Source organism: Kitasatospora sp. NPDC048722 (genome assembly GCF_040650235.1).
In the GTDB taxonomy this organism is placed as follows: Bacteria; Actinomycetota; Actinomycetes; order Streptomycetales; family Streptomycetaceae; genus Kitasatospora.
This window is the reverse complement of record NZ_JBEZGX010000014.1, coordinates 26,573-39,051: the sequence shown is the minus strand read 5'-3', so window position 1 is coordinate 39,051 and position 12,479 is coordinate 26,573. Positions and strand designations below refer to the sequence as shown.

General features: G+C 70.8%; 11 protein-coding genes and 1 tRNA gene. 10 read left to right on the top strand and 2 right to left on the bottom strand.

Translation table 11 applies throughout. From position 1 onward, the window contains the following. Nucleotides 1–5: 5 nt before the first annotated feature. From AB0C76_RS13120 to AB0C76_RS13075, 10 genes are all read left to right on the top strand, one after another. Nucleotides 6–2,114 (top strand): hypothetical protein, encoded by a 2,109-nt coding sequence (locus AB0C76_RS13120; protein WP_359963883.1) that lies wholly within the window; start codon nt 6–8, stop codon nt 2,112–2,114. A 234-nt stretch (nt 2,115–2,348) separates the two neighbouring features. Then, a complete protein-coding gene (locus tag AB0C76_RS13115) occupies nt 2,349–2,537 on the top strand; it encodes a hypothetical protein (protein WP_359963881.1) in 189 nt (62 codons plus the stop codon). Nucleotides 2,538–2,577: 40 nt separating this feature from the next. Continuing rightward, nucleotides 2,578–3,024 carry a hypothetical protein gene (locus AB0C76_RS13110; protein WP_359963879.1) on the top strand — a complete coding sequence of 149 codons (447 nt, stop codon included), beginning with the start codon at nt 2,578–2,580 and terminating at the stop codon, nt 3,022–3,024. Nucleotides 3,025–3,034: 10 nt separating this feature from the next. Beyond that, a complete protein-coding gene (locus tag AB0C76_RS13105; protein ID WP_359963877.1) occupies nt 3,035–3,217 on the top strand; it encodes a hypothetical protein in 183 nt (60 codons plus the stop codon). 112 nt (nt 3,218–3,329) lie between these two features. Continuing rightward, the gene (locus tag AB0C76_RS13100; protein ID WP_359964064.1) at nt 3,330–3,953 is read left to right on the top strand and encodes an SAM-dependent methyltransferase; all 624 of its coding nucleotides are present in this window, start codon (nt 3,330–3,332) and stop codon (nt 3,951–3,953) included. Nucleotides 3,954–4,185: 232 nt separating this feature from the next. After that, nucleotides 4,186–5,103, top strand: coding sequence for a bifunctional DNA primase/polymerase (locus AB0C76_RS13095; RefSeq protein ID WP_359964062.1), 918 nt, complete (start codon nt 4,186–4,188; stop codon nt 5,101–5,103). 180 nt (nt 5,104–5,283) lie between these two features. Beyond that, nucleotides 5,284–6,549 (top strand): DUF3631 domain-containing protein, encoded by a 1,266-nt coding sequence (locus tag AB0C76_RS13090; RefSeq protein ID WP_359963875.1) that lies wholly within the window; start codon nt 5,284–5,286, stop codon nt 6,547–6,549. Nucleotides 6,550–6,695: 146 nt separating this feature from the next. Beyond that, nucleotides 6,696–6,887, top strand: coding sequence for a helix-turn-helix domain-containing protein (locus tag AB0C76_RS13085; protein WP_359963873.1), 192 nt, complete (start codon nt 6,696–6,698; stop codon nt 6,885–6,887). A 61-nt stretch (nt 6,888–6,948) separates the two neighbouring features. Then, nucleotides 6,949–8,328 carry a site-specific integrase gene (locus tag AB0C76_RS13080; protein WP_359963872.1) on the top strand — a complete coding sequence of 460 codons (1,380 nt, stop codon included), beginning with the start codon at nt 6,949–6,951 and terminating at the stop codon, nt 8,326–8,328. A 941-nt stretch (nt 8,329–9,269) separates the two neighbouring features. After that, nucleotides 9,270–9,743, top strand: a complete 474-nt coding sequence (locus AB0C76_RS13075; RefSeq protein ID WP_359963870.1) for a hypothetical protein — start codon at nt 9,270–9,272, stop codon at nt 9,741–9,743. A 515-nt stretch (nt 9,744–10,258) separates the two neighbouring features. Here the strand turns inward: AB0C76_RS13075 and AB0C76_RS13070 are convergent. Then, a tRNA-Ser gene (locus AB0C76_RS13070) sits at nt 10,259–10,346 on the bottom strand. Nucleotides 10,347–10,407: 61 nt separating this feature from the next. Next, nucleotides 10,408–12,282, bottom strand: coding sequence for a trypsin-like peptidase domain-containing protein (locus tag AB0C76_RS13065; RefSeq protein ID WP_359963868.1), 1,875 nt, complete (start codon nt 12,280–12,282; stop codon nt 10,408–10,410). Nucleotides 12,283–12,479: the final 197 nt, after the last annotated feature.

The following is a 12,479-nucleotide window of genomic DNA, read 5'->3' as shown; positions in this document are numbered from 1 at the left end:
CCGCCATGAGCAAGACCACCAAGAACACCACGCCGCGGGTGGACTGGAGCGCCGGCCACGGCCTGCTGTCCGGCACCCTGAACGGCACCGCCGGGGTCCTCACGGTCACCGCGCTGGGCCACGCCGCCGACATGCCCGCCACCTGGGCCCTCGCGGCCGGCGCCGCTGGAGCCCTCGGCACGATCGCCGCCGGCCTGCGACGGCGCCTGACCGTCGCCACGATCACCTTCCGCGGCGCGTGCTGGATGGCCGCCGGCGGCTGGTCGTCCTGGGCCCTCGCCCACGGCGGCCCCTGGCAGTGGCCCGAGATCGGCACCCTCGCCGTCGCCGGGATCGCCGCCGGCACCCTCGGCGCCGGCTTCGCCGCGCACGAGGAAGTCGAGCAGGCCAAGCGCGCGCACCTGCTGCTGATCGGTGCCCGCCGTCAGCTCGCCGCCGACTGGACCGACCGCATCCGCCGCGTCTGCTCGGTCGAGGTGACCGTGCTCGGCATCGAGCACTGGCCCTCCGGCGCGGGCTACACCCTGGAGATCGAACTCCCCGAGGGCGGCACCACCCGACGTGCCATCACCGACCGCGCCGAAGGCCTCGGCTCCGATCTCGACCTGCCCGACGGCTGCGGCCTGCAGGTCATGCCCGGCATCTCCCGCCGGCGCGTGCTCATCCAGGTCACCACCAAGGTCCTCACCGATGAACTCCTCTTCTCCGCCGAGGAGATCGATGAGACCACCACCGTCAACAACCCGATCCCGGTCGCCCTGCTCTCCGACGGAACGCGGGCCGAGATGGACCTGCGCCAGGCGTCCACGGTCGTCACCGGCCCCACCGGCAGCGGCAAAACCAACTGGCTCCACACCCTCATCGCCCGGCTCGACCAGACCAACGACACGCTGGTGTGGGTGATCGACCTCAACGGCGGCTCGATCGGCCTGCCCTGGCTCAACGCCTGGCGCGACGCCCAGCTTGGCCGCGACGGCTCGCGCTGGGCCGACGCGGACATCCCCGTGCCCGGCGTCGACTGGGTCGCCTCCACCGTGGAGGAGGCCAAGCGCATGCTCGCCGCCGCGGTCCGCATCGCCAAGGCCCGCAAGGTCGCCTACCAGGACGCGATGCGCGACGCCAACGACGACAAGCTCCCCGTCTCCCCGAAGATCCCCGAGATCGTCATCATCATGGACGAGGGCGCCGAGGTCGCCGCCACCCGCGAGGCCCGCCAGGTCCTCGCCGGAGTCTCCGAGGTCGTGCGCATCGCCCGCGCCATGGCCATTCGCGCCGTCATCTCGGTCCTGCGCGTCACCCAGGACGTCATGCCCGACCCGCTCGTGCGCAAGATGGCGAGCAACCGCCTGGCCACCGGCGCCCTGGAGGACTCGGAGCTGGGCCACCTCTTCGGGTGGCGGGCCCTGCGGGCGGAGGACTCGTTCTCCGGGAAGGGGTCGGTGCTGGTCGGCACGGAGGGCAAGCAGCCCGCCAAGGCCCGGCAGTCCCGCATCAAGCCCGACGTGATCGAGGAGATCACCGCACTCACCGCACGCCGCCGCCCCGCCCTCGACGCCCCCTCGCTGGAGGCGGCCGGCACCGACTACACCGACCGCTGGCTCCTGGAGCGCTGCGGCCACCTCTGGGCGAACAGCGAGCCCGTCACCACCCCCGCCGGACCCGCCGCACCCGCGGCCCCGGCGGTCGGCGGGCCGTCCGCCGCACCGGCCCGAGGCGCCGCACCGGCCGGCGGGTGGAAGGCCACCGCCGGATGGGACAAGCCCGCCGACCCGGACGACCTCGAATCCATCTGGCTCCTGCCCTCCGCGGTCGAGCCCGGCGTCACCCCGCCCGGCACCGACTGGGCCGACCCGTCGACCTGGGCCACCGGCCGCGAGGACAACACGCCCGAGACCCCGGGCGCGAAGGACGCCGCGCTCACGCTGCTGCGCGAGGCCGGGCCCGAGGGCACCGGCGCCAGCGCCATGGAGCGGGCCCTGAAGGACACCTACGGCACCCGCCGCCCGGTCCTCCAGGGCTGGCTCAAGGCCTGGGTCGAGAGCGGCGACGCGGTCCGCATCGGCGAGGGCAGCAAGACCCGCTACGTCCACCGCGACCACGCCCCCGGCGCCTGACCCCGGGCCGCCTGTCTGTCACCTGTCGCCCCACCCCGCAAGGGGGCCTCTCGGGGCCGCCGGAGGCTGTCACCCCCTCTGTGACCTGCGGATTACAGGTGACAGACAGGTGACAGGCGACAGGTGACAGACAGGCCCGATGACACCCCGGATGACAGGCGCCACGGCCCGCCCGGCACTCGGCCGGGCGGGCCTTCCCACACCCGATTCATGACCGCTTGAAGGGCCCCTGCCGTGATCGTCTCGCTCAGCATCACCGTCGTCTTCGCGATCCTCTCCACCGTCCTCATCCGTGGCCGGCGCGTCTCCCTGCCCACCGCCGTCGTGCTCTGGCTGAGCGGCTTCACCCTCGCCTCCACCGGCATGGCCGACCCCGTGAACAACTTCCTCTCCGCCGTCACCCGGATCGTCTCCGGCCACTGACCCCCGCCCCCTCGACCACCGCCCCGACGGGAGAAGCACCGTGGACCACACCCCGTACCCGCAGCCCGCCCCGGTGCTCTACACCGCCGAGGGCCAACCCCTCTACGCCACCGCCCCGCTCACCGCACCGCCCGCCCTCTACCAGCCCCACACCCCGCACCCGGCCCCGGTCCTCTACGCCCACCCGCCGATCCCGCAGCAGCCCACCGCCGTCATACCGGCCCCCGCCCCGGCCGCGCCGCCCGCTCCGGCGCGCGACCCGTGGCCCGCCCGGCTCGCCGCCGGCGGCATCGGCCTCGGCGCCGCCGGCCTCGGCATCGGCTACGCCGCCCAGGCCCTCTCCGCCGCCGCCGGAAGCCTCGGCGGACTCGTCGCCATCGGCGCCGGCACCTACTGCGTGGCCAAGCTCCGTGGCGCCACCGGCGGCGGATCGGGCGGGCAGGGCGCCGTGAACGTCAACGTCACCGTCTCCAACCACAACCGCTGAACGGAGCGCCTTGACCAACCCCCTCGACCCTGCCGGACTGCTCCAGGCCACGAACTACGACCTCGCCCAGGTCTACGCGAAGTACGGCGACCTGCCGCCCGCCGACCACGCCCACCTGCTCGCCCTGCTCGCCATCGCCGACGCCCTGCACGCCCTCACCGACCAGCCCGCTCCCACCCCGCCGAACACCTGAAAGGGCTGTCATGGACGACGACTTCCACCGTCCGGCCGCGGGATGGCTGCCCGCCCGGCCCTGGAACGGACTGACCGTCCTGGACGCGTTCTGCTGCCAGGGCGGCGCCGGCATGGGCTACTACATCGCCGGATACGACGTCCTCGGCGTCGACCTCGCCGACCAGCCGCGCTACCCTTTCCGCTTCATCCAGGCCGACGCGGTCGCCTTCATCGCCGAGCACGGGCACCGCTTCGACTTCGTCCACGCCTCCCCGCCCTGCCAGGCGCAGTCCCTCACCTGGAAGATCAACAAACGGCCGCACCCCCGGCTCATCGCCCCCACCCGCGCCGCCCTGGAGACCACCGGGCGGCCATGGGCGATCGAGAACGTCATGGAGGCCCGGGACGACCTGCGCGACCCGGTGATGCTGTGCGGCGCCGCCTTCGGCCTGCGCACCTACCGGCACCGCCTCTTCGAGCCCGGCGGCGGCCTCACCGTCGCCCCGCCGCCCCACCCGGAGCACACCGCCCCGAACGCGAAGATGGGCCGCCCCGTCGCCGACCACGAGTTCATGCACGTCGTCGGCAACTTCTCCAACGTCCCCCTCGCCCGCAGCGAAGCCGTAATGGGCATGCCCTGGGCCACCCGCGACGGCCTGCGCGAAGCCATCCCCCCGGCCTACACCCGCCACATCGGCCGACAGGCCGCCGCCCACCTCCGCCAGCACGCGGGCCCCGGCGCCCTCGCCGCCTAGGAACACCGCCGTGCCCGCCTTCCTCGACTGGCACGACGCCTCCCACTTCGACCGCACCGGCGACCGCCCTTGCCGCTGGTGCGGTCGCCCAACCCCGCTACGCGACGACCAGCGCAGGCCCTCCCACGAGGTCTGCGCCGAGCAGCAGCACGACACCGCCAGCGACCCGCCCGCACCGGCCGCCGCCGTGACGGGCGGGCTGTTGGCCCAACCGTCATCTCAGGAGGAGTCCTTGGCTGACTGGGACCGCGCCTACTCCGCCGCCCACTTCGCCGCCGAACGCGGCCTGCACGTCTTCCCCCTCGCCCGCTCCAAGAAGCCCGCGATCCCGAGCCCGCACCCGCCCGGCCCGGCGCGTGACCAGTGCCGCGCCGCGTGCGGCCGGTTCGGGCACGGCGTCCACGACGCCACCACCGACCACGACCAGATCGACGCGATGTTCCAGGCCGCCCGGTGGGCCACCGGCTACGGCATCGCTTGCGGCCGGGCCCCGCACCACCTGATCGGCCTCGACCTCGACCGGAAGAACGGCCTCGACGGCGTCGCCGACCTCAACCGCCTCGCCACCGAACACGGCTTCACCATCCCGGTCACCGCCACCGTCGCCACCCCCACCGGGGGCCTGCACCTGTGGCTCGCCGCCCCACCCGACGCCGTGTTCCCCAACTCCGCGGGCAAGGTGGCACCGGGGATCGACGTGCGCGGCCCGGCCGGCTACCTCGTCGGCCCCGGATCCCTCGGCCAAGCCGGCCGCTACGGCTTCGCGCCCGGCATCGACCCCGCCGTCATCGCTGCCTGCCCGCCCGAACTGCTGCCCCTGCTCACCCCTCCGCCCGCGCCGGCCACGCCGGTCGTGGACATGGCCGGACTGCGGGAGCGGATCCACAAGCAGGACGCCTACGTCCAAGCGGCCCTCGACCGCGAGGCCGCCACCGTGCGCGCCCAGCAGTACCCGGGGCGAGCCAAGCGGCTGTTCGCCTCCGCCGCCGCCCTCGGCCGCCACCTGCCCACCGGCGTCCTCGACGAGGCCCTCGCCTTCGACACGCTCCTGGACGCCGGAATGGCCACGGGCCTGAGCCGGACCGAGTGCGAGCACACCATCCGCCGCGGCCTCGCCCGAGGCGCCGGCACCCTCCGACCCGCCGCCTGACAGACCGGCAAGTGCCGTGCGGGGCCGGAGAAGCGCTTCTCCAGCCCCCGCCCTCCCGCAACGCCTGCCCAACCGCTACGCCCTGCCCGCCGGACCTAACCGAGAACAGCGAAGCGGGCCGCCCTCTCACCAAAGACCGCGGCCCGCTCCCATCCAGCCCAACAGACCGGAGACCCCAGCATGACCGATCCCACCCCGCCCGTCACCACCACGACCGAGGACGGCGCCGCCCTGCTCGACGAGGTCGAGCGGCACCACCGCCGCTTCAACGTCTTCCCCAGCGAGGCCGCCTACGTCGCCGTGACGCTGTGGGACGCCCACGCCCACCTCGTCGACTGCTTCGGAACCACGCCGCGCCTGGCGTTCCTCTCCCCGGAGCCCCAGAGCGGCAAGACCCGCGCCCTGGAGATCATCCAGACCCTCACGCCCAACCCGATGGTCACCAACGACATCAGCGCCAGCGCCCTGTTCCGCTCCATCTCCGCCGACGCCGCCAACCGCCCCACGATCCTCTTCGACGAGGTCGACACCGTCTTCGGCCCCAAGGCCGCCGGGAACGAAGACCTGCGCGGCCTCATCAACTCCGGCTACCGCCGCACCGGCGGCGTCTGGCGCAGTGTCCGCGAGGGCGACAACCACAAGGTGGTCAAGTTCCCCGTCTACGCCGCCCTCGCCCTCGGCGGACTCGGCGACCTGCCCGACACGATCATGGGCCGCTCCATCGTCATCCGGATGCGCCGCCGCGCCCCCAACGAGAAGGTCGAGCCGTTCCGCGAGCGCATCCACGAGCCCGAGGGTCACGTCCTGCGCGACCGGCTCGCCGCCTGGGCCGACGCCATCCGCGACCAGGTCGACGGCGCGTGGCCCGCACTCCCCGACGGCGTCACCGACCGGCCCGCCGACGTGTGGGAACCCCTGCTCGCCATCGCCGACGCCGCCGGCGGGCACTGGCCCGCCCGGGCCCGCGCCGCCTGCACCCATCTGGTCAAGGCCGCCCAGGACGACGACAGCGGGTCCCTCGGAATCCGGCTGCTGACCGACCTGCGGACCATCTTCGACGGCGCCGAACGCATGCTCAGCAGCACCCTCGTGGAGAAGCTCAACGAGCTGGACGACGCGCCGTGGGCCGACATCGACGGCCGGCCGTTCACCACCCGTGCCCTCTCCCAGATGCTCGGCGAGTACGTCACCGCCGCCGGCAAGCCGATCCGCCCCCGCAACATCAAGACCGCCCCCAAGAAGGTCCTCAAGGGCTACTACGCCGAAGACCTCACCGACGCGTGGCTGCGCTACTGCCCGCCCGTTCCCGAGGAATCCGCTACCGCCGCTACCTCCGCTACCGCGCAGGTCAGGACCCTCTTCCCGGTAGCGGGAGAGGTAGCGGTAGCGGCTACCGACCCGCACCCCGCCACCGAAACGCCCGCCGACCTCACCACCGTCGGCTGACCCGACCTATCCGCTACCGCTACCACATCCGCTACCACCACACCCCCTCTGACCAGCACGGTAGCGGGGTAGCGGCGGTAGCGGCACCTGCGGACACAAGGAACTCGAAGACCGCTCCGCCCGATTCGGATCATTCGGAGAAGCCGATGCCCAAGCCGGAACACCTGAAGCTCCCCGCCGTCCTCGCCGAGCTCGACATGTCCCGCTCTGCCTTCTACCGCATGGTCGCCCGCGGCAAGGGCCCGATGCTCCTGAAGCTCCCCAACGGCCAGATCCGCGTTCGCCGTTCCGACCTCGACGCCTGGTGGGCCGCCCTGGAGCAGTCCTCCGCCGCCTGACCGTCCAACCTCACGATCAGGGGCCTCGGCTTCTGCCGGGGCCCCCTCACCTGGAGAGCACGTGCTGACGTACGACGTGAAGCTGTACACCATCCGTCAACGCCCCAACCGCCGAAAGCCGTTTGAGCTGCGCTGGAAGGTCGGATCGCAGCCCCACTCCAAAAGCTACGTCACCAAGACCCTCGCCACTGGCAGGCTTGCCGAACTCCGCACCGCCATGAAGAACGGCGAGGAGTTCGACGTTGAAACAGGTCTCCCCGCGTCGGAGCTACGCGAACTGGCAAAGAAGCAGGCTCAGGTGTCGTGGTTCGACCACACGAAGAAATACGCCGAGGTCACATGGCCGGACTCGTCCGCGAAGGAACGCGCCGCGAGGGCGGACGGGTTGGCCACGATCGCCCCAGCACTTGTCACGGACCGCCGCGGGGCCCCACCAGCTCCCGTGCTGCGGCGGGCCCTCTCGTGCTGGGCGTTCAACTTCTCCGACCACCAGGGCGAGATCCCCGAGAAACTCGCGGAAGCGCTCAACTGGCTCTCCCGCAAGTCGGTGCCCGTCGCCCGCCTGGAGGACTCGGACACCATCCGGGAAGCCCTGGTGGCCATCACCCTGAAACTGGACGGGAAGCGCGCGGCGGACAACACCATCAAGCGGAAGTACTCCACCCTGAGCGGTGCGATCGGGTACGCGATCGAGCGGAAGCTCCTCACGGCGAACCCGCTGAAAACTGTGAAGTGGGATCCGCCGGAGACGGACGATGAGATCGACTTCCGGTACGTTCCGGCCCCGCGCCAGGCACGGGAGCTGATCGAGGCGGTACGGACGCTCGGCCCGCGCGGGCGCCATCTGGCTACGTACTACGGCTGCATCAACTGGGCCGCCACCCGACCGTCCGAGGCGGCCCACCTTCGCCTGGCAGACTGCACGCTCCCGGAGACAGGGTGGGGTCTCATCGTGGCGCCCGGCAGTTCGCCCCGGGTCGGGTCACGGTGGACCGACGACGGGCAGTCCCATGAGGAGCGCGGCCTGAAACACCGCGCCAGCTCGGCCACCCGGGATATCCCGATCCCCCCGGTGTTCGTTCGGATGCTGCGCGAGCACGTGGCTGAGTTCGGGCTGGGTCTCGACGGGCGCCTGTTCCAGGCCGCCGAGGGCGGGTTGCTCAGCACGAAGGAGACCTCGGAGGTCTGGAAGAAGGCCCGGGAGTTGGTCCTCACCCCCGAACAGGTGAAGACGCCGTTCGCCGACGTCCCGTACGACCTGCGGGCCACCTGCGTGTCCGGGTGGCTGGCGGCCGGTGTCGACCCGGCCGAGGTCGCCGACCGCGCCGGCCACAGCATCACAGTGCTCTTCAAGTTCTACGCCAAGGTGCTCGACGGCCGGAAAGATCGCTCCAACGCCATGATCGAGCGGTTCTTGGAGCAGGAGTACGGCGGCGAGTAGGTCGCGAATCTGGCCGACAACTAGCCCGCGCGCACTGACCAGACCCTGCATAGGTGAGGACAGCCCAGGACAGGATCGAAAGAGCGGGTATCGGCAGCTTGCCGATACCCGCCCTGAGCTGTGTGATCCTCACCAGCTGAGCGCGCGGGATTCGAACCCACGGTGACGAGTCACGCCACGACAATTTCGAGAGCATCGAACGAGACCCCACCTAGGCAGCCAGCGACCAGCGGCGCAGACGGCTCCCTTCACCTCAAAGCGCCTGGCGCGCCCCGCTCCATCACTACGCGAGCCCACTCGGTGTAAACACCCAGCACGGAACGCTCCCGACGCCAGAGTTAGCACACCACTCGCGCACCTCACCTAGCGCGAGGATAATGGTTGATGAAGAACTGTCCTTAAAGGATGCTGCAAGCAAGCGGAGGTGCATCCACAATGGGCAATGGGCCGAATATGAAGATTCAAAGATTAATTGGCGCAAGAGTTGCAGACCGCCAAGACAGCCCAATTGGAGAGATTGTCGATCTATGGATCGACACAGAATTCTCCATTGCAATGCTAGCCAGAATAAAGATGCCCGACAATTCGGGAAGCGCGATAATCCCCGTCGCAACCGCGACGACCGCAGAAGGCACTGTTACGGCCGACGTGAGTCGCGACAACCTCCCGGGGTCACCTGCACTCAAGCATGGCGACAGCACTTGGGTTCGACCCATTCGGCTAAGGGAGATCTACCGGTATCACGGACTTCGACTGCCAACGACGCTTGAGAGGGATATGCCAAAGGTCGTGAAGGCCGGCTCGCGGCGCAGGCAGCGTGCAACTCTCCCAGGGCGCCATCTTGAGGCAGTCGTCGCCGGCACCGTCACGCCAACGGTTCTCGACTGACTTCCGCCCCAATTCACCCCAAAGCTTCACCATGGGACCACTGGGGAGAGACCATGGCCAACCCCCTACTCGAGCTAGCGTACAAGTCACATGAAATGCAGCTGAAAGCACAGGCGGACAACCTGACCAGCTTCAGAACTCGCGCAACAACAATATTCTCGGTTGGCGCCCTGATCGCAACGCTGTCAACTAGTCTAGGATTTGCCAATCAGAAGGCTCCTGCCACCTTGCCAGGATGGACCCCATGGGCCCTTTTGGGAATTATCAGCGCGATCGGCTTAGCTTCAATCTTCGTCCTGTGGCCCGTTGATACATGGTACTCGTCACCCGACGCCGATCAAATTATGACGCTGAACCGGCTCGGACAAGGCGAGGATGCGGCATACAGCGAGTTGATACCAGCGCTAGACAATCAAACAAAGAGCAATGAGAATGCCCTAAAGTGGAGAGCAAAATGCCTGAAGGCGGGAGGAATTCTCCTGCTAGCCGAGGTGATCACGTTGATCATTGGCACAGGGTTGCGATGATAGTTTCAAGATAATCACTGGGCTGAAATGCCGGGCTCGCAGGACGACAAGGCCCGTACCGGTCCCGTGAGCACTCGCCCGGCTGCTGCATGGCCAAGGAGCACTCGCCGCCCGGAGGGAGGCGCGTAGGCTCGCGCTGACCGCCGACGAGGCAAGCGCGCCGCTCGCAGGTGCGCCGCACTCGGCCCGCGCTTACGGCCGTCTCGTGATGGCTGGTCCCCGGGGTCGACCCCACGGAGGGTCGCGCGCCGAGCTGGACGCAACGTGGCCGTGCCGCTCTGGTTCCACGCAAAGATCATCGCGGGTCGCCAGGATCACGCGAGCACGCTCATTGAGTGGTTCTTGGACGGCGGCAACATGGCGGCGTTGCCGGTCGTGGTCCATGGCTGGCCCACAACTGGCCCACGCACGCTGACCGGACCCGGCACATAGGTGGGACAGTGCGGGACAGAATCGAAAAGGGCGGGTATCGGCAGCTTGCCGATACCCGCCCTGAGCTGTGTGTTCTCTACCAGCGGAGAGCGTGGGATTCGAACCCACGGTGACGGGTCACGCCACGACAGTTTTCAAGACTGTTCCCTTAGGCCGCTCGGGCAGCTCTCCAGGCGGAGGTCAGCCTAACGGGTCCGGCGGGGTTCGGTGCACACGGTTTCCGGGCGCCGGGTCAGCTGGGGGTGTCGCCCTCCCGCGAGCCGAGGGTGACCTTGGTGGTCATGGTCTGGCCGTTGCGCTGGTACTCGACGTCGACGGTCTCGCCGGGCTTGTGCGTCCAGATCCGGCTGACCAGGGCCGGGCCGTTCTCGATCGGGGCACCGTTGAGCTTGGTGATGACGTCGCCGGGCTTGAGGCCGGCCTTGTCGGCGGCGCCGCCGGGGGTGACGGCGGGCTGGCCCTGGATGTCGCGGGTCTGGATCTGCGCGCCGTCACCCTTGTAGTCGTCGTTGCGCAGCACCTGGAGCTGGGCGTAGACCGGCTTGCCGGTCTTGATCAGGGTGTCGGCGACCCACTTGGCCTGGTTGATCGGGATGGCGAAGCCGAGGCCGATGCTGCCGGCCCGCCCGTTGGCGGAGGCGTTGGACTGGATCGCCGAGTTGATGCCGACCACGGCGCCGCTGGAGTCGAGCAGCGGGCCGCCGGAGTTGCCGGGGTTGATCGAGGCGTCGGTCTGCAGGGCGTTCATGTAGGAGGCCTGGGCACCGGTCTCGTCGCCGGAGGCGACCGGGCGGTCCTTGGCGCTGATGATGCCGCTGGTGACGGTCGACTCCAGGCCGTAGGGCGCGCCGATCGCGATGGTGGCGTCGCCGACGTTGACCTTGTCGGAGTCGGCCAGCGTGAGCGGGCTCAGCTTCTCCTTCGGCGGGTTGTCGATCTTGACGACGGCCACGTCGTAACCCTCGGCGCGGCCGAGCACCGAGGCGCTGTAGGAGGAGCCGTCGGCGAACTTGACGGTCAGTTTTCCGCCGCCTCCGGTGACGGCGGGCGCCACCACGTGGTTGTTGGTGAGGATGTGGCCCTCGGTGTCGAAGACGAAGCCGGTGCCGGTGCCCGACTCGCTGCTGTTCTGCGCCTTGATGGTGACGACGCTCGGCAGCGCCTTCTGCGCGATGGCGGCGATCGAGCCGGGGGCGGGCTCGTTCTTCTGGGTGTTGCTGGCCTGGATGGTGGTGCTGCGGTGGTCGTCCGCGGAGGCGACGGAGTTGCCGTTGCCCGAGACCGCCACGCCGACGGCACCGCCGGCGATGCCCGCGACGAGGGCGACGGCGGCGATCAGGGCGACCAGGCCGCCGCGCTTCTTGCGGGGACCGCCGGGGCCGGCCGGGCCGCCGGGGTAGTCCGCCGGGTAGCCGAGCGGTCCCGCGGGACCGCCGGGCGCACCGGGGGCGCCCGGGTAGCCGGGCACGCCGTGCGCGGCGGTGGTGTCGTGCCCCGCGCCCCAGCCGCCGAGCGGGCGGCCGGCGCCGAACGGGTGCTGGGCGCCCGTGGATGCGTACGGGTCGTGCGCGCCGGCGGCGGCGTACGGGTCGTGCGCGCCGGCGGCGGGGACGCCGTGGGTCGGCGTCGCGTACGGATTGGCAACCGGCGGCAGGGCCGGGGCGGCCTCGCCGGCGGGGGCGGCCGGCGCGGCCGGGGCAGCCGGGGCGGCGGGCGCGGCCGGGGCGGGCGGCAGGACCGGCGGCGGGGCGTCGATGTAGCCGCTCTCGGCGACCGGCGCGGCGGGCGCCACCTCGGGCGCGGCGGGGGCGACGGGCGCCGCCTCCGGCGCGGGGACCTTGGTGAAGGCCACGGTGGGCTTGTGCCCGCCCTCGGCCGGCGCGGCGTCCGCCGGGGCCTCGGGCTCGGGCACCCGGCCGAAGGCCATGGTCGGCTTGTGCCCGCCCTCGGCCGGCGCGGCGTCCGCCGGGGCCTCGGGCTCGGGGATCCTGCCGAAGGCCATGGTGGGCTTGTGCCCGTCCGGAGCCGGGGCCGCTGCCGCGGCCTCAGTGCTCGAGGGCTGCTCCCCCTGCGGCCCGGTGGGCCCAACCTCGCGCTCGGTGCTCACGGACGACCTCCATAGCTGACAGAACCAAGGACCATAGTTTTTCGCACTGCCGATTCGATTGCCGTAAGGACCCCTCTGAAGAACTCATAAGAATCCTTAGGCGGGACCGACGGCCCCGCTCGACGACACGTTCCCGGCGGCGGCTCCCCCACCCCCGCCGAACGTCCCGCGATGCGGACCGCACGCCCCCTGGCCTT

Excerpts from the sequence above, each read along its gene's own strand:
- AB0C76_RS13120 (WP_359963883.1), top strand. The coding sequence starts at position 6 with ATGAGCAAGACCACCAAGAACACCACGCCGCGGGTGGACTGGAGCGCC.
- AB0C76_RS13100 (WP_359964064.1), top strand. The coding sequence starts at position 3,330 with ATGGGCTACTACATCGCCGGATACGACGTCCTCGGCGTCGACCTCGCC.
- AB0C76_RS13090 (WP_359963875.1), top strand. The coding sequence starts at position 5,284 with ATGACCGATCCCACCCCGCCCGTCACCACCACGACCGAGGACGGCGCC.
- AB0C76_RS13085 (WP_359963873.1), top strand. The coding sequence starts at position 6,696 with ATGCCCAAGCCGGAACACCTGAAGCTCCCCGCCGTCCTCGCCGAGCTC.
- AB0C76_RS13075 (WP_359963870.1), top strand. The coding sequence starts at position 9,270 with ATGGCCAACCCCCTACTCGAGCTAGCGTACAAGTCACATGAAATGCAG.